Here is a 19,915-nt window from a genome sequence, read left to right on the forward strand (position 1 = left end):
CAGGCGCCCCGTCGCTTCGGGTCCTTTGCCGCTCTCGCTTCCTCGCCACATTGCATCCCCGCGGTGCTCGCTTTCCGCTTACCGCGTTGCTTTCGTGGATGCCCGGCGGGCGGGCGCATCGGTGCTATCATACGTGTTTACTTGCAAATCACGGAACAAGCGAGGCCATCCATGCTTTTGTGCGCGCAGTACATGCTTCCCATCACTTCGGAGCCCATCCACAACGGCGCCGTGCTCGTTCGCGACGGCGTTATCCGCGACGTCGGAACCGCCGCCATGCTCAAGTTGCGCTATCCCGACGAGGAAACGTCCGATTACGGTCAGGCGGCGCTGCTGCCCGGTTTCGTCGACCTGCACACGCACCTGGAAAACGCCGTGCTGCGCGGCATCGTACACGACGTGCCCTACGCAACGTGGATTATGACCATGCGCGAGCTGTCCGCGAAGCTCGATGTGGCCGACTGGTACGACTCGGCCATCCTTGGCGGTCTGGAAGCGCTTTCCAGCGGCATCACCACCGTCGCTGACATTACGGCGTCGGGCGCCAGCTGCACGGCCACGCAGAAGCTCGGCATGCGCAGCGTCATTTACCGTGAGGTCGGCGCCATGGATCGCCGCCGTGTGGATTTCGCCATGCACCAGGCCGAAAACGACCTCATGCACTGGCGCGAAGAGGTTGATTCCAGCCGCGTCACCATCGGCCTTTCGCCGTCGGCCGTGTTCGCGTGCCATCCCGAGATGTTCCGTAAGGTGGCGCAGTTCGCCAAAAAGGAGAACGTGCCCGTTGCGCTGCGCCTGGCCGGCGATCGCGAGGAATGCGATTTCGTGCGCTACGGATCCTCGCCGTTTTCCGTGCACTCCATGGACACCAAGCGCGGCTTCGTGGAGATTCCGCCGTGGTTGCCCACGGGCACCACGCCGGTGAACTACGCGCTGAACTGGGGCGCGTTCGAAAGCGACAACGTCATGATGGTGCACGGCGTTTACGTCAGCGGCCACGACATTCGCAAGCTGAAGGAATACGACGTATCCATTGCCAGCTGCCCGCGCATCAACGCGCAGCTGGGCATGGGCGTGGCCCCGCTGAGCGAGTTTTTGAACAACGGCCTGCGTGTGGGCCTGGGCACCGACAGCCCCGCTGCCACCGACTCCACCGACATGATCGCCGAGATGCACATCGGCATGCTGCTGCAGCGCGCCGTGAACTCGCGCGAGTTCATGCAGTCGGAAACCATGCTGGAAATGGCCACTATGGGCGGCGCTCGCGCGTTGAAGATCGACGACAAGGTGGGCAGCCTTGACGTGGGCAAGCAGGCCGACGTCATTGCCGTCGACCTGTCCGGTTCGCATCAAACGCCCACCACCGACCCCGTTTCCTCGGTGGTCAACGCCTGCAACGGCTCCGATGTGATGATGACCATGGTTGCTGGCAAGGTGCTGTACGAGAAGAACCATTGGCACGTGGGCGTGGAAGTGGCGCGCAACATCGCTCGCGTCATCGAGATTCGCAGCAAGTTGAGGTAGGACATGGGAACGAATCAAAAGCTTACGGCAAAGCAGAAGTCCGAGCGCATCAAGGCTGCTCAGGAACGTGAACGCAAGGAGAAGGCTCGTCGCGAGCGCGCCGAGCGCACGAAGAAGATCTTCACCATCGTCGTGTGCGTCATCCTGGTGCTGGCGTTGGGCATTCCCACCATCGCGCTGTCCGTGCTGTCCATGTAGGCAACGCGTATCCAAGTTGCACGTTGCGGGCGCTCCGTCGTTTCGGCGGGCGCCCGTTTTGCGTTTCGCCAAATTCCCCAGGAATACTTTTTCTGTAGAGGACTTGCGCTCGAAGGCACTTCGGGCGAATGTGCTACTATAAATGGCTGTTGTTGTGCGCTTCGCTGGCGCCGCAACGGACGTAGTGGACATCTTACAAAGGGGATTGCTTTGTTTGGTATCGGTGGATTTGAGCTATTCCTCATTCTGCTGTTCGGATTTCTGCTGTTCGGCCCCGACAAGCTGCCTGCCATGGCGAAAACGTTGGGCAAGGCCATCGGCAAATTCCGCAACGCGCAGGAGGAAATGAACAAGGTTATCAAGAACGAGGTGTACGACCCCGATTCCGACGAACCGTTCAAGAACCCGCTTGACGTTATGGAAAAGGCCGCCGACGCGGGCAAGAAGGCCGCGAATGGTGCCAGCAAGGCGGTGAGCAGCGCTAGCAAGGCCGTGTCGCAGGCAACGCATTCCGCGCCTTCGAAGGCCGCTTCCCAGCAGCCGCGCACCGTTGCGAAGCAGGAAAGCTTCAGCGAGCGCAAGGCCCGCTACGACCGCGAGCGCGCTGCCAAGCAGGCCGCCGATGCCGAGAAGGCCGAAGCTGCCAAGCAGGCCGCCCTTGCCGCCGCCGACGCGAAGTCCACCGAGGCCGCAACGCCTGCCGCTGCCGCCCCGGCTCCTGCAGCGCCTGCTGCCAACCAGTCCGCACCTACCGAAGCAAAGGGGGAATAACCGATGCCTATCGGACCGGCGCGTATGCCCCTTTTCGATCATTTGGGCGAGCTGCGCATGCGCTTGGTGCGTATTGTTGTGTGCCTGCTCATCGGCGTGTGCGTGTTCTACTTCGCCACGCCTACCATGGGTCAGTTCCTCATGATTCCCATCGCCGATTACCTGCCGAAGGGTCCCGACGGCTTGCCGTCGTTCATGGCCATCGACCCGTTCGAGGCGTTCGGCACCCGTTTCAAGATCTCCATCTGGGCGGCCATCGTGGCTTGCTCGCCGGTTATCTTGTGGCAGCTGCTGGCGTTTTTCCTGCCGGCGCTTAAGCCCAACGAGCGCAAGTGGTTCATCCCCACGTTCGTTGCCGCCGTGGCGCTGTTCATTGTGGGCGTAGTGTTTTGCTACTGCATCATCCTGAACCCGGCGTTCCAGTGGTTGACCGACCAGGCGCTTGGCCTGGGCACCGTTACGCCGCGCATGTCTACGTATGTGGACATCATCATCAAGTTCCTGCTAGGCTTCGGCGTTGCCTTCGAGCTGCCGCTGGTCATCTTCTACCTGGTGGTGTTCAACGTGGTGCCGTACAAGAAACTGCGCAACAGCTGGCGCGGCATCTATGTTGGCCTGCTGGTGTTCTGCGCCATCATCACGCCTGACGCTTCGCCGGTCACCATGGCGCTCATGTTCGCTGCGCTGATCGTGCTGTACGAGGTGTCGCTGCTGTTGGCGCGCGTGGCGCTGCGCAACCGCATCAAGAAGCAGAACGATGAGCTGGCGAAGGAAGAGGCCGAGGAAGCCGGCATCAACAAGCCGAAAACGCTGAAGGCCGTCAAGCGCAAGTAGCCAGGCCGCAGGCTTCGCAAACTTGCCTGCTGTTTTACCGCTTGCTGTTACTGATTGTTCCGGAAGCCCGTGCAAACGCACGGGCTTCCGTGCGTTTCGGTGCTTTGCGGGGATTCACGGGGCGTGTTGCTGTTGATGGGCTAGTATGGATGCGTATCATCCGTGCGCGGCTTGGGGCCGCGCGCATCGCGTGTGCAAAGGAGCATCATGCACGAACTGGGAATCATGACGGGCGTCATGGACGCAGTGGAGCAAACTGCTGCGCAAGCCGGTGCCACGAAGGTGCTGAAGGTGGTGCTGTCCATCGGCGAGATGACCGAGGCCATCGAGGACTCGTTGCGTTTCGCGTTCGAGGTGCTGACGGAAGGTACCATCAGCGAGGGCGCGGAGCTTGACATCAACATCGTGAAGCCGAAAAGTCGCTGCCTTGACTGCGGCGCCGAGTACGAGCACGATCGCTTCCACATGATGTGCCCGAAGTGCGGCAGCTATGCCACGCAGCTGATTGCCGGACGCGAGATGCAAATCGATTCCATCGAGGTCGATTTGCCCGACGACTAGCGCTTTGGCGTCGCTACAAGATTTTACTTTGCGGGCGTTGGAGCGCTCGCGCCGGGTTTTGCACCTTGGCTTGTGGCGGTGTTGTCGTGGCGGGGCTGGGCGCTAAGCTTGTGGCCCGATTTGCTGCGCGGGCGCCTTTGGCTGCTTCGTTGAGAGCTGCTTGGGCAGAGGTTCGCCGCATGCTTTTTGCACTATTCGCCATCACCAGGAAGGAGCGCCGTGCGTATGGATACGAAGCAATCTGCTTTCATCAAAAGCGATCAAATGGCGGCCGCTTTGCGCCGTCGCTTCGCCGAGCACCACGTGTACCTGCTTGACCTGCTGGCCAGCCCCGGTTCGGGCAAAACGTCCACCATCCTGGCCACTATCGAGGCGCTGCGCGACGAGTTCAACATCGCCGTGGTTGAAAGCGAAAAAGCCAGCACCGCGGATGTTGAGCGCATCAAGGCGCAGGGCATCGCGGCCGTGCGGGTTGACGTGGACAGCGCGTGCTGCCTGGACGCCGAAGCGCTCAGCTGTGCCGTCGATGAGCTGGATTTTGCCCGCCTTGACCTAGTGATTGTGGAGAACGCGGGCAGCCTGGCGCGTCCCGCCGACTTCGACCTGGGCGAGAACGCGAAGGCGGTGATCTTGTCTGTGTCTGAAGGCGACGCCAAGCCGCTGGAATGTCCAGGCGCATTTCGCGCGTCGCAGGCTGTGGTGTTGAACAAGGTGGACACCGTGGAGGCGTTCGACTTCGATCGCCAGGCGTTTTGCGAAAACGTGCGCCAGGTCAACCCGCAGGCGCCTATCTTCCCGATTGTGGCAACGAAAGGCGAAGGCGTGGAGGAATGGGCCACATGGCTGGCCGAGCAGATTCGCGCCATCCAGTAGCATTTTCAATATATTTAAGCCTGGTGGGCGGTGCGTCTGCCACGCCCACGCTTGAAAACGGCGTGCTGCACGTCAACTATCAGCAGGTGCAGGTCATGTCCGCCATCCTGATGGTGGGACTCTCGCCGCTGACGAAGGCCTCGGCCACCGCCGGCGAAAGCCAGGCCAGCATGCAAAGCGCCCAGGGGCAGCTGCCAAGCGGCACGTACTGGTACAACCAGGCCATCGTGTTCGGCAACAACACCGACACGTTCAAGCTGATTTCTTATCAGAACAATGGTCACGAAGCCATCAAGTTCGTGAACAGCACTAACGCGCCGTGGGGCTCTGAGGTGACGTTCCCGCGTACCATCGCGCAGGACCTCGATATCGTCAACGCCCCGTTCATCGACATGAACTAAGTGAAGGCGGAAACAACCGCGCTGTCCGGCACGTCGAGCGCGCACGAGGATGCGGGCGCAACGTACGATTTTGCCGACCAGAACAAGAAGACCATCACCTACACGAAAGGGGAAGGGCTGCGGTACGTTCATCGGCGACGACATCAACGCGAAGAAGGTGTGGAACGACGAGAACGACGTGGACGGTCTGCGTCCGGCATCGGTGACAGCCGAGCTATGCTACGTGAACGAGGCTGGCGAAACGCCGCAAGCGCTAAAGGATTCGCAAGTGCAGAAGGGCCCGGCAGCGGGCCCTTTTGTGTATGCTTTTCGTCCTGTTGCCAAGCTGTGGGCGTTTCGCAATAGCCCGGAAACATGGCTTGGGCATACTGGCACGTGAAGGAATCCCGCTTGCGCTGAAAGGACGGCTTATGCGAGCGAACGATATGTACCAGGCGTGTGCCGAAGCGCTGCGCGCCTATGCGGAAGGCGCCGGCTTCACCGACATGGTGGTGGGGCTTTCCGGCGGCATCGACTCGAGCGTTATCGCCACGTTGTGCGCCGACGTGTTCGGCCCCGAGCACGTGCACGGCGTCATGCTGCCGGGCCCGTACTCCACCGACCACTCGCTTGACGATGCGCGCGAGCTGGCGGAGAACTTGGGCATCGAAACGCACGTCGTGTCCATCTGCGAGCCGTTCGAGGCGTTCGAGGCGGTGCTGCGCCGTTCGGGCTGCGGCAAGCTGGCCGGCACGGCGTCGGAGAACACCCAGGCGCGCTGCCGCACCGTCGTGCTTATGGCGCTTTCGAACGCGAACAACTGGATGCTGGTGAACACGGGCAACCGCAGCGAGTCCATGATGGGCTACTCCACGCTGTACGGCGACACGGCCGGCGCGTTCGCCCCTATCGGCGGCCTGTACAAAACCGACGTGTACGCCATTGCCCGCTGGCGCAACGAGCGCGCCGGGCGCGACGGGCAGGTGCCGCCCATCCCCCAGCACGTGCTGGTGAAGCCGCCCAGTGCCGAGCTTGCCCCCGGCCAGGAGGACGAGAAGTCCATGGGCATCGACTACGCCACGCTTGACCGCATGCTCATCGCGCACTACGAGCACGGTGTGAACGAGAACGGCCTGGTGGAAGCCGGGTTCAACCGCGCCGACGTCGAGCGCGTGCTGGCGAAGGTGGAGTCGCAGGCGTTCAAGCGCGCCCTCGAGCCGCCGTTCCCGGACACGAAGTTCTACGACTAGCCGCACGGCTGCGCGTCGTCCCGCGCAAGGCGTGCCGGGCGATGCGCGTGATGCGTGTGATGCGTGTGCTTTGGGGTGGGAGAGCGGTTGCGTGCGATTCCGCGAACGCGTGGCGGTTGGCTTGCCAGCGCGGCCTCGCGCAAGCGGGGCGTAATCTGGCCCTGCACCCACGTGCCGGCAATATGCCTTTGGCGCGAATATCTGACGCATTCTGGAAGGGGCGGGCGTGTGCCTGCCCCTTCGGCGTTACCATGGCTTCGATAACCAACCAAACGGCGGCCCGCTTTTTCTTGCAGGCCGCCGTTTGCCGGCTGAAAGGCTTACTTGCATGCAGCGTCGAGCGTTCTTCAAGCTTGTGGGCGCGGCCGCGGCCGTCGCGGCGGTGCCGGCGTTTTCCGCCTGTTCGGCGGTGTCGACCCCGTCGGCCGAGGGCACGGGCGTGCTCGGCCAGCCCGCGGTGTCGTTTTCCACGTCCGTGGACGTGCTGATCCTGGGCAGCGGTGTGGCGGGGCTTTCGGCCGCCATGGACCCGGCCGAGGCGGGGCTTTCGGTCATGGTGGCCGAAAAGCTTGACGTGCTGGGCGGCGAAAGCTACGAGTCGAACGCCGTCATGGACGTGGTGGGCAGCAAGGTGCAGAAAGATGCCGGCATCACGGAAAGCTGCGACGACGTGTGGCCCAGCCGTCGAGAAACGCTGAGGGCCGCGGGCGTGACCGACCTCGATTTCGCGAAACGCCTGTTCTACGCCGCGCCCGAGTGGGTCGACCGCATGCGCGACTCGTATGGTGCGCAGTTCGCCGACCCCGCCACGTACACGGCCAACGAGGCGAACCGCCGCCGCGTGCTGCCGAAAAACGGCATCGGCGACACGGAAAGCATCATGATGCCGCTGCGCGACAAGCTGTCCAGCAAAGGCGTGCAATTCTCCACGGGCTATTGCGCCAGCGCGTTCATCCTTGACGAGGACAACCACGTGTGCGGCGTGCGCTTCATCACGGGCAAGGAGACCCCCGCGGTCACTGACGTGCATACGCGCGCCGTGGTGGTTGCCACGGGCGGGTTCGCCAGCAACCAGGCGCTGGTGCGCGACTATCTGCCCGCGTGGCAGCGCGTGGGGTGCTACACGGCTGCGTCCATGGGCGAGGGCCACAAGCTGTGCCAGGCGCTGGGCGCCAAGCTGGCCGACACGGCCGTTACCCCGTCGCTGACCAGTGATTTGCCGCCCGCAGCGGCGTGGAGCATGTTCGCGGTGACGCTGGTGGTGGACGCGCAGGGCAACCGCTTCGCCAACGAGGACTACATGCGCACGCTGGCCGCAACGTGCTTCTCCGAAGAGCGCGGCTATTTCTGGACCATCTTCGACGGGCGCATCTCCGAAAGCGGGCAGTCGCGCAGCGCGGCGCAGATCACGGCGAAAAACGCTTCGCGCGTGGTGGGCCCGTGCCAAACGGTGGAGGAGCTGGCGGGCAACATGGGCGTGTCCGAAGACGTGCTGAAAAAGACGTGGGACCGCTATTCCAGTATGGTCAGCGCCGGCAAAGACTCCGATTTCGGGCGCCTGCAGTTTTTGGATGACCTGAAGCCACCTTATTATGCGCTCAAGCAGTTCCCCGTGCGTTTCCGCACGCGCGGTGGCGCGGTGGTGGACGAAAACGGCCGGCTGCTCGACGGCGCCGGCAAGGCCATCCCGGGCGTGTACTGCTGCGGTGCGGCGGCGCAAGGCGGCGGCGAAAGCCTGACCACGAACGGCGCGTTCGGCATTTTCACGGGCAAGGCCGTCGCATCAGACCTGGGCGCGGCATAAAGGTGGCATGCGGTTCGGAATACGCTTGGCGGCGTATGGCGCACGACCGGGCGCGTGGCTTACTATGGGGCCATGGAAAACTTGCTGATGACACAACGTGAAATGACCGCGCGCGACTGGGCCGTCGACGTGGCGGTGATGCTTTTGGCGTTCGCCTTCGGCTGCGTGCAGCTGATGCTGACGGCGTCGTCAATCATCATCCCCGACCTGGCGCTGCGCCAATACCTGGGCATGGTGAACGTGGTGCCCGACCTGCAGGTGTTCGTGGGCCTGGCCATGACGGTGGTGCCGCTGGTGCTGCGCCGTCGCTTCCCGCTGCCCGTGTTCGCCGCCTGCTTGGTCATATTCTTGGGCCTGCAGCTGAAGTTCTCGGGCTTCTCCATGACGGTGGTGGGCCCGCTGGTGGCGCTGTACACGGTGGCGGTGGAGTGCGGCACGGTGCCGGGCGTGGTGTGCGGCGTGCTGGCCGTGCTGTCGCTGCTGTTCGGCGACGCGCCCATGCAGGCGGCAAGCATGGTGTTCTTCACGCGCTTCCAGAACATCGCGCTGATGGTGGCGGCCGTGCTGGCGGGCTACGCGTACCGCACGCATGCGGCCTACGTGCACGAGGTGGAGCAGCGCGCGGCCGAGGCCGAGCGCACGCGCGAGGAAGAGGCGGCGCGGCGCGTGGAGGAGGAGCGCGTGCGCATCGCGCGCGAGGTGCACGACATCACGGCGCACTCGCTGTCGGCCGTCAGCATTCAGCTGGCGGCGGCCGAGCGCCTGCTTGACCGCAACCCCCAAATGGCGAAGGAGGCCGTGTCCACGGCGCGCACCACGGCGAAAAGCGCGCTTGACGACATCCGCTCCATGATCGGCGTGCTGCGCCACGGCGACGACGTGGTCGAAACCATGCCGGCGGCGGGCACGAACCAAGTGGGCGAGCTGGAGTCCTATCTGCGCGGTGCGGGCCTTGACGTGACGCTTGACATGGACGGCTACGACCGCGCGCAGGTGCCGGCGCACATCGACATGGCGCTGTTCACGGTGGCGCGCGAGGCGTGCACGAATGCGGTGAAGCATGCGCAGGCGCACCATGCGACGCTGCGTTTCGCTGTGGAAGACGGCGCGGCAACGCTGCTGGTGGCCGACGACGGCGTTGGCTGCGGGCGCCCGGCGGCCTGCCCCGGGCAGAACGAGCCGCTTCCGCAGGCGGCCGATGGCGCGGGCCACGGCGTGGCGGGCATGGCCGAGCGCGTGCGCGTGCTGGGTGGCTGGTTTGCGGCCGGCGATGCGCCGCAGGGTGGATTTTGCGTGCGGGCAAGCATCCCGCTGAAAGGAACGGAGGCGTAAACTACATGGGCGAGAATCTGATTGGCGGGCCTGCGGGCGCCGCAGGCGCAGGTGCGGCGGGCGGCGCGCCCATCCGCGTGCTCATCGCTGACGACCAGGACCTGGTGCGCAGCGGCTTCCGCATGATCTTGTCGTCCTACGACGGCCTTGAGGTGGTGGGCGAGGCGCGCGACGGCGACCAAGCGGTGGAGCTGGCGCAGAAGCTGCGTCCCGAGGTGGTGCTCATGGACATCCGCATGCCGCGCGTCAACGGCATCGACGCCACGCGCGCCATCCGCGCAAACGGTGCGCTTGCGTCCACGCAGGTGCTCATCCTTACCACGTTCGACCTGGACGAATATGTGTACGACGCGCTGTCGGCCGGCGCAAGCGGCTTTCTGCTGAAAGACGCCGAGCCCGACGAGATCGTGTCGGCAATCCACGTGGTGGCCGCCGGCGATGCGCTTATCGAGCCGTCCATCACGCGGCGGCTCATCGAGACGTTCGTGGCCACGCGCCCGGCAACGCCGGCTGCGGCCGCGGCGGCGGGCCTGTCGCAGCTGACCGACCGCGAGCGCGAGATTCTCACGCTGGTGGCGCGCGGCCTGAACAACGAACAGATCGGTGAGCGTCTGTTCATCAGCCCGGCAACGGTGAAAACCCACCTTGCGCGCATCATGGGCAAGCTTGATGCCCATGACCGCGCGCAGCTGGTGGTGCGCGCCTACGAAAGCGGCCTGGTGAAGCCTGGTGTGGCGTAAGGGCGGCGGGTGGCTGTATCTTCCCGGCGACGCGGCAAGCGCGCGGCAGGGCGCTCCCTTGGCCGCCCCTTCGCTTCCGGTCTAACGCTTCGCCTCCTTCCTCATTTACGGGTCGGGGCGCAACCGGCCGGCTTTCCGCCTGCCGCGATCTTGCCAATTCCGAAGCCCTGCGAAAAAGTTTTTCGCGGGGCTTCACATTTCTAACGCTTCTGCTTGCAATCGGCGGGGCGGCTGCTATAGTAGGCGATGTGTTTAGCACTCGTTACCAAAGAGTGCTAGCACTCAGCAACACAGAGTGGTTAAATAACGGGTATGCGAAACCAATCTCGCGTAATCGATGCGAAAGGAAGGCAGCGTTATGAATCTGAAACCCCTGGGCGATCGCGTTATCGTGAAGGCTGACGAAGCTGAGGAGACCACGGCTTCCGGTCTGTTCATCGCATCCGAGGCCAAGGAGAAGCCTCAGAGCGGCGTCGTTCTGGCAGTGGGCGCTGGCAAGCCCGACAAGGACGGCAACCTGGTGCCGGTGCCGGTCAAGGTTGGCGACAAGGTCGTCTACGGCAAGTTCGGCGGCCAGGAGATCAAAGTTGACGGCGAGGACGTGCTCATCCTTCGCGCCGACGATCTGTACGCCGTGTTCGAATAGCGCACAAGCGCACGCTTTAAGTAAGTAGGGCTTGCGCGGGCATACGCGCCGCGCAAGCTGCATTCGAAAGGAAGTTTCAAGAATGGCTAAGGATATCAAGTTCGAAGCTGATGCCCGCAGCGCTCTTGCCGCCGGCGTGAACAAGCTGGCCAACGCCGTTAAGGTTACGCTTGGCCCGAAGGGCCGCTATGTTGCCCTGGAGAAGTCGTTCGGCGCTCCGCTCATTACCAACGACGGTGTTACCGTTGCTAAGGAAGTCGAGCTGGAGGATCCGGTCGAGAACATGGGCGCTCAGCTCATCCGCGAAGCCGCCGTCAAGACGAACGACGTTGCCGGTGACGGTACCACCACCGCCACGCTGCTGGCCGACGTCATCGTGTCCGAGGGCCTGCGCAACGTGACCGCCGGCGCCGACGCGCTGGGCATCCGCCGCGGCATCCAGAAGGCAACCGACGCCGTGGTCGAGGCCATCAAGGCCGACGCTACGCCGGTTTCCACCACTGAGCAGATCACGAACGTCGGCACCATTTCCGCCGGCGACGCTGAAATCGGCGCGAAGATCGCCCAGGCCATGGACGCCGTGGGCAAGGACGGCGCCATCTCCGTCGAGGATTCCCAGACGTTCGGCCTGGACATGGAAATCGTGGAAGGCATGCAGTACGAGCGCGGCTACATCAGCCCGTACATGGCAACCGACATGGAGAAGATGGAAGCCAACCTGTCCGATCCGTTCATCCTGCTGACCGACCAGAAGATCTCCAACATCCAGGACATGGTCCCGCTGCTGGAGCAGATCATGAAGACCGGCCGCCCGCTGTTCATCGTTGCTGAGGACGTCGAGGGCGAGGCGCTGGCCACCATCCTGCTGAACAAGCTGCGTGGTACGTTCAACGCTGTGGCCATCAAGGCCCCCGGCTTTGGCGATCGCCGCAAGCGCATCCTCGAGGACATCGCTGCCGTCACCGGCGCGCAGGTCATCGACAAGGACTTCGGCATGACGCTGGCCGACGCCAAGATCGAGATGCTGGGTACCGCCAAGACCGTCAAGGTCACGAAGGATACCGCGCTTATCGTTGACGGCGCTGGCGACAAGTCCGCTATCGAGGACCGCATCAACCAGATCAAGAACGAGCTCGAGCGCGTCGACTCCGACTTCGACCGCGAGAAGCTGCAGGAGCGTCTGGCCAAGCTGTCCGGCGGCGTTGCCGTGCTGAAGGTCGGCGCAGCCACCGAGGCCGAGCTGAAGGAGAAGAAGTCCCGCATCGAGGACGCTCTGCAGGCTACGCGCGCTGCTGTTGAAGAGGGCATCGTCGCTGGTGGCGGCGTGGCGCTCATCAACGCCATCCCCGCGCTGGACAAGCTTGAGGTCACCGACGCCGACGAGAAGGTTGGCGTGGAGATCATCCGCAAGGCCATGGAGGCCCCCATGCGCGCCATCGCGCAGAACGCCGGCTTTGAAGGCTCCGTTGTGGTTGACAAGGTCAAGCACATGGAGAAGGGCGAGGGCGTGAACTTCGCCGACGGCACTACCGGCAAGATGATCGAGATGGGCGTCAACGACCCCGTCAAGGTTACGCGCACGGCTCTGCAGTCCGCTGCTTCCGTGGCGGCCCTGATCCTCATCACCGAGGCCACCATCAACGAGATTCCGAAGGATCCCGATCCGGCCGCAGCCGCAGCTGCCGCAGCCGCAGGTGGAATGGGCGGCATGATGTAAGCAACAGGTTCATAAACCTTGCAGCAAAAGGGCCCGCTTCGGCGGGCCCTTTTCGCATCCGGCGCTCTGCGCTCAGGTTGCAAAGCGCGGCAAAAACGCCCTCCTGCGGTTGCAGGAGGGCGTTTTGCGGTCTTGCATGCGGTTGATGGGGTCCTTGCAGGCCTTCCGCCTGGAAACGGCGCAGGAGGGCTTCCTGATGATGCGAGTACTGTAGCGCGACGTCCTTCGCCACCTTGCCCTCGCGTACGGCGTTGAACAACGCCTGATCCATGGTCTGCATGCCGGAGGCGCCGTTGGAGGCGATCACGGGGTCGATCTGGTAGGTTTTCTCCTCGCGGACGAGGTTGCGGATGGCGGTGTTCATGTGCATGACCTCGAACACGGGGATGGTGGTGCCGTCGAGCGCGGGGATGAGCATCTGGCTGACCGTGGCCTGCAGCACGAGCGACAGCTGGGTGCGGATCTGGCGCTGCTGGTTGGCGGGGAAGGCGTCGATCATGCGCTCGATGGTGTCGGCGGCGCTGGTGGTGTGCAGCGTGGAGAGCACCAGCTGCGCCATCTCGGCAGCGTTGATGGCGGTGCCGATGGTCTCGGCGTCGCGCATCTCGCCGAGCAGGATGACGTCGGGGCTTTCGCGCATGGCTGAGCGCAGCGCCTCGGAGTAGTTGGCGATGTCGGTGGGAATCTCGCGCTGCGTGACGATGCAGGAGCCGTGCTTATGCACGAACTCGATGGGGTCCTCCATGGTCAGGATATGACCCGTGCGCTTGTGGTTCATGCGGTCGAGCATGCACGCCAGCGTGGTGGACTTGCCGCAGCCGGTGGGGCCCGTCACCAGCACCAGGCCCCTGTTCAGGTCGGCAAGGCGCATGACGGACTCCGGGATGTTCATCTCGTCAGGGTCGGGCAGCCCGAAGGGGATGACGCGGATGACGGCGCCGTAGGAGCCGCGTTGGCGGAAGATGTTGGCGCGGAAACGGCCGACGCTCGGGACGGCGAAGCTGAAGTCGTCGTCGTGGTTCACGCTGTCAGTGAACAGGCTCAGGTCGCGGCCGGCCAGCTCGTAGATCGTCTCGATGTGCTCCTGCGCGTCGGCCGGGGTGAGAGGGGCCGTGTCAGTGCGCACATGCGATCCGCTTGCCTGGTACGCCAGAGGCAGGCCGGCGATGATGAACGCGTCGGAAGCGTGCACCTCGATCATCTTCTCGAGTAGACTTTTCAGTTGCATGGCGATCCTCCTATGCTATTGCTTCTCGTCGTTAGTTATGAACGGGTTCAAGGAACCCGTTCGCGTTCGCGCAGGCGTCGGTTGAACGCCCCCTGGAATTTGTTCATCCGTCGATGATGGTTCGGCGCTGTGGGCCGCAAGGCACCCCAGGCCGCAGAGGGCAAAAGTCGGGAAAGTTAACCAGCATTCATGGTTTCTTCGTGTTCGCTTGACGCGTTCTGTAAACTGGGAACCTGATACATGGAGCGCATGCGACGCATGCGCGGGCAAAGGCATCTTTCGATCGCAAGGCAAGGTTCATGGAAGACATCACGCATCTCGTCGGGCACGTCCTCGAGCACTCCATCGAGGACACGCTGTACCTTATCCCTTTTCTGTTCGTAACGTATTTGGCCATGGAATGGCTGGAGCACAAGGCGGGCGACAAGGCCGAAGAGGCCGTGCGTCGCGCCGGCGCGGCGGGCCCGGTGGTGGGTGCCGTGGTGGGCATCGTGCCGCAATGCGGCTTCTCGGCGGCGGCTGCAACGCTGTGGGCAGGCCGCGTCATCACGCTGGGCACGCTGTTCGCGGTGTTCCTGTCCACCTCCGACGAGATGTTGCCCATTTTCCTGGCCGAGCAAGTTGACCCCATGACCATTGTGAAGATTATGGGCGTGAAGCTGATGATCGGCATGATCATGGGCTTTGTGGTGGACGCCGCCGTGCGCCTGGCGCGCCGCGACCGCGAGAAGCTGCGCATCCACGAGCTGTGCGAGCGCGACCACTGCCACTGCAACGGCGAATGCGACGCCTGCGAGCAGAACCCCGAGCTTGCCTACGATTACCAGCACGACGAGGAGCACGAACACCATCACGAGCACAGCTCCATCCTGCGCAGCGCGTTGAAGCATACGGCGCAGGTCACCGTATTCATCTTCCTGATCACGCTTGTGCTCGACGGCGTGCTTGAGGTGGTTGGCGAAGATGCCATCGGAGCGTTTTTGGGCAGCAACCCGGCGCTGTCGGTGTTCGGCTCGGCGCTGGTGGGCCTTATCCCGAACTGTGCGGCCAGCGTGGTCATCGCGCAGCTGTACGTCGATGGCGCGCTGGGCGCCGGCGCCATGATGGCGGGCCTTCTGGTGTCGGCGGGCGTGGGCCTGCTTGTGCTGTTCCGCACGAACCGCCAGGTGCGCCAAAACCTCATTGTGCTGGCCGGCCTGTGGGCTACGGGCGTGTTCTGGGGCCTTATCATCACCGCCTTCGGCATCACGTTCTAGCTGTGGCTTATCCTCAGACGTGCTAGCATGGTCGCACGAAGAATCGGGCCGCCGGGCAGTGCGGCCTTCGAGCGTTTGAGGGGGAATCCCATGGCAGCTTTGCATGCAGGCATCACGCGCGACGAGGCGTTTGCGCTGTTGACCGATCACAACAAAGACGAGTTCCATATTGAGCACGGCGAAACCGTCGAGCAGACCATGCGCTATTTCGCGCGCGAATTCGATCCGGAAAACGAGGAATTCTGGGGCATCGTGGGTCTGCTGCACGACGTGGACTGGGAAGAGCATGACGACGACCCGGTCAACCACACGGTGTACGCGGCCGAGCTTATTGCGGCGGCGGGCGGCACGCCGGAACTCATCCGCGCCATCCAGTCGCACAACTGCGATTTGAACGACACGCTGCCGAAGCCGGAAGCGCAGATGGAGAAGGTGCTGTACGCCACCGAGGAGCTGACGGGCCTTATCGGCGCGGCGGTGGTCATGCGCCCCAGCAAGTCGGTCATGGACTTCAACGTGAAGTCGCTGAAGAAGAAGTTCAAGGACAAGCGCTTCGCCGCGGGCGTGAACCGCGATGTCATCCGCGCGGGTGCCGAGATGCTGGGCTGGAAACTTGACGAGCTGTTTGACCGCACCATCCGCGCCATGCAGTCGTTTGCACCCGACCGCGACACGTTCGTGCCAGCGGAGTAGCGCATGTACAAGCTGGCCATCTACGGCAAGGGCGGCATCGGGAAGTCAACCATCGCAAGCAACCTGGCCACCGCAGGCAAGCTCCTGACCTGGGAGCTTGCCCATGAAGCGGTATCCAGTAACCTGTTTATAGGAATCGCTAGGGAATGAAATTCGTAGGACTCAGCTCTCGCTCAACCCTACGAATTTCGGTTGAAATCATGCGGCGCCTACGGCGTACGGATCATTGGCAAGTCGTATCAAACCGCTTCGGCCGCGCACTACCCGCTATCGCCGGTTGAATGGCTTCAGCGTGACGGGGATGCCGTTTTCGCAGATGAGCTTCGGCTCGCCTTGGATAAGCGGGCGGAAGTAGTCCATGGCTTCCTGCGTGATGCCCTGGTAGTTCGGCAAGATCCACTCGGTGGGGAAGCGCTTGACGTAGTTCGCCACCTGCGCTGCGTCGCATGCGAAGAACTCGGCGTTGTAGTCGCCGTCTTCGGTGGCGCCGCGCAAGATGCCCACCACCTTGCCGGTAAACGTGGGGTCGAAGCTGCGCATATGCGCGCAAACGCCCAGGTCATAGGCTTCTTCAAAGTCAACCAGGCTCATGGCGAAGTTGCTGGAGCGCGCCACGCGCGACAAATCCTGCACCACGCAGCGCGGCGCGATGCCCGCCTCCACGATCATGGACTTCAAGCGCCCGGCCGCGCCGCCGAGCATGGCGTGGCCCAGCCCGTCGGCGGCTTTGCCGTTCGCGGACAGGTACGTGCCGTCGTACCAGCGTGCGCCTTCGGAAATGACCACGTAGCAGCTGCCTTGCTGCTCCATCTTCGCGCGCACCTGCTCCAGGAAAATGCTGCGGCGGAAATCCACTTCGGGCAGCACCAGCAGGTCGACGTCGCCGGTCATGAACGTGCTGGCCGCAAGCCAGCCTGCATCGCGGCCCATGGTTTCAAGCACGAACACCTCGGGGCGCGTGTAGGCGTCGTAGTCCATGCGCGTGGCGTGGGTGATCTCGCACGCCACCTTCGCCGCGCTGGCGAACCCGGGGCAGTGGTCCATAATGCCCAGGTCGTTGTCCACCGTTTTCGGGATGCCGATGAAGCGCTTGCTTACGTCGTGCTCGGCCGCCCATGTTGCCATGGTGGACACGGTGGACATGGAGCCGTTGCCGCCGATGTAGAACATGGTGTCGATGTTGTTGGCGTCCATCACGTCGATGAGGCGTTGGAAGTCGGCCTCTTCAGAGAATTTGTAGCGGCACGTGCCCAGCGCGCTTGAGGGCGTTTGCTTCAACACCTCGATGTCGCGGCCCGACAGGTGCGTCAGGTCGCACAGGTTGCCTTCGAGCGTGCCTTCGATGCCGTGCAGGCCGCCGAAGACGTGGTCGTACAACGGGTTGAGCTGGTTGGCGCGGATGACGCCAGCCAAGCTGGCGTTGATGACGGCGGTGGGTCCGCCGGATTGGGCGACAAGGCAGTTGGCCATGTGATGCTCCTGCAAAGTAGTTCAGGTTAGGAAACCCCATTATGGCACACCCGTAACCCCATTTGCGCGAGGCCGCCCCGCCTTCGCACGAGCAGCATCGATGGTGCGCGGCAGCTTGAGACAACGGGCCTTCAGTTTGCTATACCGGCCGCATCTGGCCAGGCGGGCGCTGCGCCGGGCACTCATGCGGCGGCGGCAACGGCAGCGCCGGGGGCAACCGGCGCGCAGCAAACGGCCACCTGCATCCTGGCGGGTAACGACATCGTCGGCGACGTGCTGGCAAACTACCTGGGCGCCACGGGCCTTGCCGTCGACCGCATCTACGAAGGCAGCTACAACGCGCTGGTGGATGTGTATCGCGGGCGTGCACACATCGCGCTCGCGCACCTGTACGACGGCGCCACCGACAGCTACAACGTTGAGACAATCTTGTTGTGCGCTCGATGTGCTTCGCGTTTGACCATCCGCAGCTCCACATGTCAGGTGCGTTACTTCCCGGTGGCGCCGGGCGCCTGTTGTGCGACAATGGGAAGCGAACTATTAGGAATGTTGCATAAAGTAGGTACCTATCATGTCTGCCAGATTCAACATCAAGGCAGCGGACCCCGAGGCTGTTGCCTGCCTGCAACGCGAGCTGCACATGCCGCACTTCATTGCGGCCACGCTCGTGTCGCGCGGCATCGACACCCCGGAAGCTGCGAACCGTTTCTTATCGCCGTCGCTTGACCGCGACTGGCGCGACCCCTATACCATTCCCGGCTTGGCGGACGTTGCCGACGCCCTTGAAGCTGCCATCCGCCGCGGCGACCACATCCTGGTGTTCGGCGACTTCGACCTTGACGGCATCTCGGCCACCACGGTCATGACGCGCGGTCTGCGCGCACTTGGCGCCACCGTCACGCCGTTCATCCCGCGCCGCTTCGAGGAAGGTTACGCCATCACGCCGGCTGCCATCGATCGCCTGTCCCAGGTCAACCCCGATTTCCTGGTAACGGTTGACTGCGGCATCGCCTGCAAGGAAGAGGTGCGCCTGCTTGAGCGGCGCGGTATCCAGGTTGCCATCACCGACCACCACGAGCCGTCCGACCTGGTGCCCGAAGGCGTGCCGGTGGCCGATCCGAAGTGCGACGCCGCCTGCCCCAGCGCCATTCTGGCCGGCGTGGGCGTGGCACTGAAAATGGTGCAGGCGCTGGGCGGCCGCTTTGGCAAGCCGCACCTGTGGCGCCAGTTCACTGACTTCGCAACGCTCGGCACCATCGCCGACCTCATGCCCATGCGCGACGAGAACCGCGCGCTGGTGGCCGACGGTCTGCGCCATATCAACGAGACGCCGCGCCCGTGCATCGCCGCGTTGCTTGAAACGTCGGGCGCCGCGGCCAAGCAGGTCACGGCCACGAACTTAAGCTTCTCCATCATCCCGCGCCTGAACGCCGCCGGCCGCATGGGCGACGCGCAACTGGCGCTCGACCTGCTGCTTACCGACAGCTTCGACGAGGCCAACCAGCTGGCACAGCGTCTGGAAAGCGTCAACGACCAGCGCCGCGCCATCGAGGCCGAGCTGTCCGAAATCGCCAAAGCCCAGGCCGCCGAAACCTACAAGGGCCAGCGTGCGCTGGTGGTTGCCGGCGAAGGCTGGCACGAAGGCGTGAAGGGTATTGTGGCAAGCCGCCTGGTCAACACGTACGGCGTGCCCACGCTGCTGTTCACCATCGATGGCGACGAAGCGCGCGGTTCAGGGCGAAGCGTTGGCCAGGTTAACCTGTTCAAAGCGGTGGAAAGCTGCTCTGACCTGCTGCTTCGCTTCGGCGGCCATGAGGCGGCCGTCGGCGTGACGCTGCCTACCGAAAAGCTGCCGGAATTCGAGCGCCGCCTGTGCGAATACATGGACGCGCTGCCCGAGGGGGCGTTTCATCCGCTTATCACCATCGACGCGTGCGTGAACCTTGACGAGCTGACGCTGCGCAACGTGGCGCAGCTTGACGCGTTGGCGCCGTTCGGGCAGGAACACCCCGTGCCCGTGTACCTGGCGCGCGACGTCACGCTGCTGCACTGTCGCGCCGTGGGCGCCGAGCGCAACCACTTCTCGTGCTCGCTTTCCAACGGCCGCACCACGGTGGCGGGCATCATGTTCCACTGCAACGACATCAAGGCGCTTATGACCACGGACAGCGTGGTCAACGCGGCGTTCGAGGTGCAGATCGACGAATGGAAGAACCGCCGCAGCGTGAAGGCCATGCTGAAATCGCTGTCGCCGGCGCGCACGTGCGCCGCGCTTGAGGCGTGCCTGAACCCGGAAAACCTCAGCTTCGTGTCCGACCTGTACGCCACGCGCGACGAGGAGTTGTGCGCCGACGCGCCGCACGACCCCGAGGCCATCGAGGAATACGAGAACGAGCTTGAAGTCAACCGCGTGAAGTGGGAGGCCATGGCGCGGCAGGATCCCGAGCAGCTGACGGAGCACATCGTGCGCGCCATCATCGGCGACGGGCAGCTGCACCAGGCGCAGCGCGACATTCTGGACAACCTGGCGGCCGGCCGCTCAGTGCTGGGCGTCATGGTCACGGGGCGTGGCAAGTCGCTGACGTTCCAGGTGCACGCCACGCTGCGCGCGCTGGCGGCCCACGAGGCCAGCCTGTTC

The 19,915-nt window shown here is 63.8% G+C and carries 20 protein-coding genes and 1 pseudogene; 19 read left to right on the forward strand and 2 right to left on the reverse strand.

Translation table 11 applies throughout. The features are described from left to right. The first annotated feature begins 171 nt into the window (after window positions 1-171). From ACWI6D_RS07135 to groL, 14 genes are all read left to right on the forward strand, one after another. On the forward strand, window positions 172-1,524 hold the full coding sequence (locus ACWI6D_RS07135) for an amidohydrolase family protein (protein WP_449134183.1): 1,353 nt from the start codon (window positions 172-174) through the stop codon (window positions 1,522-1,524). A 3-nt stretch (window positions 1,525-1,527) separates the two neighbouring features. Next, window positions 1,528-1,722 (forward strand): CASC3 protein CASC3, encoded by a 195-nt coding sequence (locus tag ACWI6D_RS07140; protein ID WP_129423325.1) that lies wholly within the window; start codon window positions 1,528-1,530, stop codon window positions 1,720-1,722. Between the two features lie 210 nt (window positions 1,723-1,932). Beyond that, on the forward strand, window positions 1,933-2,493 hold the full coding sequence (locus tag ACWI6D_RS07145; protein WP_288284543.1) for a Sec-independent protein translocase subunit TatA/TatB: 561 nt from the start codon (window positions 1,933-1,935) through the stop codon (window positions 2,491-2,493). A 3-nt stretch (window positions 2,494-2,496) separates the two neighbouring features. After that, the gene (gene tatC / locus ACWI6D_RS07150) at window positions 2,497-3,327 is read left to right on the forward strand and encodes a twin-arginine translocase subunit TatC (RefSeq protein ID WP_288284542.1); all 831 of its coding nucleotides are present in this window, start codon (window positions 2,497-2,499) and stop codon (window positions 3,325-3,327) included. Between the two features lie 207 nt (window positions 3,328-3,534). After that, entirely contained in the window at window positions 3,535-3,888 is a 354-nt protein-coding gene (gene hypA / locus ACWI6D_RS07155) for a hydrogenase maturation nickel metallochaperone HypA (RefSeq protein ID WP_129423322.1), read from the forward strand. 225 nt (window positions 3,889-4,113) lie between these two features. Then, window positions 4,114-4,761 (forward strand): hydrogenase nickel incorporation protein HypB, encoded by a 648-nt coding sequence (hypB, locus tag ACWI6D_RS07160; protein ID WP_288284541.1) that lies wholly within the window; start codon window positions 4,114-4,116, stop codon window positions 4,759-4,761. After that, the gene (locus ACWI6D_RS07165) at window positions 4,728-5,162 is read left to right on the forward strand and encodes a hypothetical protein (RefSeq protein ID WP_449134184.1); all 435 of its coding nucleotides are present in this window, start codon (window positions 4,728-4,730) and stop codon (window positions 5,160-5,162) included. The genes hypB and ACWI6D_RS07165 overlap by 34 nt, the downstream gene beginning before the upstream one ends. Window positions 5,163-5,232: 70 nt before the next feature. Then, entirely contained in the window at window positions 5,233-5,541 is a 309-nt protein-coding gene (locus ACWI6D_RS07170) for a Cna B-type domain-containing protein (protein WP_449134185.1), read from the forward strand. A gap of 31 nt (window positions 5,542-5,572) precedes the next feature. After that, a complete protein-coding gene (gene nadE, locus ACWI6D_RS07175; RefSeq protein ID WP_449134186.1) occupies window positions 5,573-6,391 on the forward strand; it encodes an NAD(+) synthase in 819 nt (272 codons plus the stop codon). 328 nt (window positions 6,392-6,719) lie between these two features. Then, on the forward strand, window positions 6,720-8,195 hold the full coding sequence (locus ACWI6D_RS07180) for an FAD-dependent oxidoreductase (protein ID WP_449134187.1): 1,476 nt from the start codon (window positions 6,720-6,722) through the stop codon (window positions 8,193-8,195). An 87-nt stretch (window positions 8,196-8,282) separates the two neighbouring features. Further along, window positions 8,283-9,527, forward strand: a complete 1,245-nt coding sequence (locus ACWI6D_RS07185; RefSeq protein WP_302936031.1) for a sensor histidine kinase — start codon at window positions 8,283-8,285, stop codon at window positions 9,525-9,527. Window positions 9,528-9,532: 5 nt separating this feature from the next. Further along, window positions 9,533-10,267, forward strand: coding sequence for a response regulator transcription factor (locus ACWI6D_RS07190; protein WP_288284536.1), 735 nt, complete (start codon window positions 9,533-9,535; stop codon window positions 10,265-10,267). Window positions 10,268-10,625: 358 nt separating this feature from the next. After that, complete coding sequence (locus ACWI6D_RS07195) at window positions 10,626-10,913, forward strand: co-chaperone GroES (RefSeq protein ID WP_129423314.1); 288 nt, start codon at window positions 10,626-10,628, stop codon at window positions 10,911-10,913. An 82-nt stretch (window positions 10,914-10,995) separates the two neighbouring features. Next, complete coding sequence (gene groL, locus ACWI6D_RS07200) at window positions 10,996-12,630, forward strand: chaperonin GroEL (RefSeq protein WP_129423313.1); 1,635 nt, start codon at window positions 10,996-10,998, stop codon at window positions 12,628-12,630. On the opposite strand, the gene ACWI6D_RS07205 is transcribed toward groL, so the two are convergent. Continuing rightward, a complete protein-coding gene (locus tag ACWI6D_RS07205; protein WP_449134188.1) occupies window positions 12,551-13,858 on the reverse strand; it encodes a type IV pilus twitching motility protein PilT in 1,308 nt (435 codons plus the stop codon). The two genes, groL and ACWI6D_RS07205, sit on opposite strands and share 80 nt — an antisense overlap. 299 nt (window positions 13,859-14,157) lie before the next feature. Between ACWI6D_RS07205 and ACWI6D_RS07210 the strand changes: the two genes are divergently transcribed. The 3 genes from ACWI6D_RS07210 to ACWI6D_RS07220 all read left to right on the forward strand — a co-directional run bounded on the left by ACWI6D_RS07210 (window position 14,158) and on the right by ACWI6D_RS07220 (window position 15,957). Next, the gene (locus tag ACWI6D_RS07210; RefSeq protein ID WP_449134189.1) at window positions 14,158-15,114 is read left to right on the forward strand and encodes a putative manganese transporter; all 957 of its coding nucleotides are present in this window, start codon (window positions 14,158-14,160) and stop codon (window positions 15,112-15,114) included. A 90-nt stretch (window positions 15,115-15,204) separates the two neighbouring features. Next, the gene (locus ACWI6D_RS07215; protein WP_449134190.1) at window positions 15,205-15,807 is read left to right on the forward strand and encodes an HD domain-containing protein; all 603 of its coding nucleotides are present in this window, start codon (window positions 15,205-15,207) and stop codon (window positions 15,805-15,807) included. A 3-nt stretch (window positions 15,808-15,810) separates the two neighbouring features. Further along, entirely contained in the window at window positions 15,811-15,957 is a 147-nt protein-coding gene (locus tag ACWI6D_RS07220; protein ID WP_449134191.1) for a hypothetical protein, read from the forward strand. A 117-nt stretch (window positions 15,958-16,074) separates the two neighbouring features. Here the strand turns inward: ACWI6D_RS07220 and ACWI6D_RS07225 are convergent, their stop codons facing one another. Beyond that, on the reverse strand, window positions 16,075-17,277 hold the full coding sequence (locus ACWI6D_RS07225) for a diphosphate--fructose-6-phosphate 1-phosphotransferase (RefSeq protein ID WP_449134192.1): 1,203 nt from the start codon (window positions 17,275-17,277) through the stop codon (window positions 16,075-16,077). 273 nt (window positions 17,278-17,550) lie between these two features. Here ACWI6D_RS07225 and ACWI6D_RS07230 point away from each other — a divergent pair. Beyond that, window positions 17,551-17,694, forward strand: a pseudogene (locus ACWI6D_RS07230) (substrate-binding domain-containing protein); the annotation flags it as partial. Window positions 17,695-17,848: 154 nt separating this feature from the next. Then, on the forward strand, window positions 17,849-19,915 hold a 2,067-nt coding region (gene recJ / locus ACWI6D_RS07235; RefSeq protein WP_449134193.1), incomplete at its 3' end, for a single-stranded-DNA-specific exonuclease RecJ.

The organism is Senegalimassilia sp., from assembly GCF_977052095.1.

Coding starts and splice junctions, on each gene's coding strand:
- ACWI6D_RS07135 (WP_449134183.1), top strand. CDS start 172: ATGCTTTTGTGCGCGCAGTACATGCTTCCCATCACTTCGGAGCCCATC.
- ACWI6D_RS07140 (WP_129423325.1), top strand. CDS start 1,528: ATGGGAACGAATCAAAAGCTTACGGCAAAGCAGAAGTCCGAGCGCATC.
- tatC (WP_288284542.1), top strand. CDS start 2,497: ATGCCTATCGGACCGGCGCGTATGCCCCTTTTCGATCATTTGGGCGAG.
- hypA (WP_129423322.1), top strand. CDS start 3,535: ATGCACGAACTGGGAATCATGACGGGCGTCATGGACGCAGTGGAGCAA.
- hypB (WP_288284541.1), top strand. CDS start 4,114: ATGGATACGAAGCAATCTGCTTTCATCAAAAGCGATCAAATGGCGGCC.
- ACWI6D_RS07165 (WP_449134184.1), top strand. CDS start 4,728: ATGGCTGGCCGAGCAGATTCGCGCCATCCAGTAGCATTTTCAATATAT.
- nadE (WP_449134186.1), top strand. CDS start 5,573: ATGCGAGCGAACGATATGTACCAGGCGTGTGCCGAAGCGCTGCGCGCC.
- ACWI6D_RS07180 (WP_449134187.1), top strand. CDS start 6,720: ATGCAGCGTCGAGCGTTCTTCAAGCTTGTGGGCGCGGCCGCGGCCGTC.
- ACWI6D_RS07185 (WP_302936031.1), top strand. CDS start 8,283: ATGACACAACGTGAAATGACCGCGCGCGACTGGGCCGTCGACGTGGCG.
- ACWI6D_RS07190 (WP_288284536.1), top strand. CDS start 9,533: ATGGGCGAGAATCTGATTGGCGGGCCTGCGGGCGCCGCAGGCGCAGGT.
- ACWI6D_RS07195 (WP_129423314.1), top strand. CDS start 10,626: ATGAATCTGAAACCCCTGGGCGATCGCGTTATCGTGAAGGCTGACGAA.
- groL (WP_129423313.1), top strand. CDS start 10,996: ATGGCTAAGGATATCAAGTTCGAAGCTGATGCCCGCAGCGCTCTTGCC.
- ACWI6D_RS07205 (WP_449134188.1), bottom strand. CDS start 13,858: ATGCAACTGAAAAGTCTACTCGAGAAGATGATCGAGGTGCACGCTTCC.
- ACWI6D_RS07210 (WP_449134189.1), top strand. CDS start 14,158: ATGGAAGACATCACGCATCTCGTCGGGCACGTCCTCGAGCACTCCATC.
- ACWI6D_RS07215 (WP_449134190.1), top strand. CDS start 15,205: ATGGCAGCTTTGCATGCAGGCATCACGCGCGACGAGGCGTTTGCGCTG.
- ACWI6D_RS07220 (WP_449134191.1), top strand. CDS start 15,811: ATGTACAAGCTGGCCATCTACGGCAAGGGCGGCATCGGGAAGTCAACC.
- ACWI6D_RS07225 (WP_449134192.1), bottom strand. CDS start 17,277: ATGGCCAACTGCCTTGTCGCCCAATCCGGCGGACCCACCGCCGTCATC.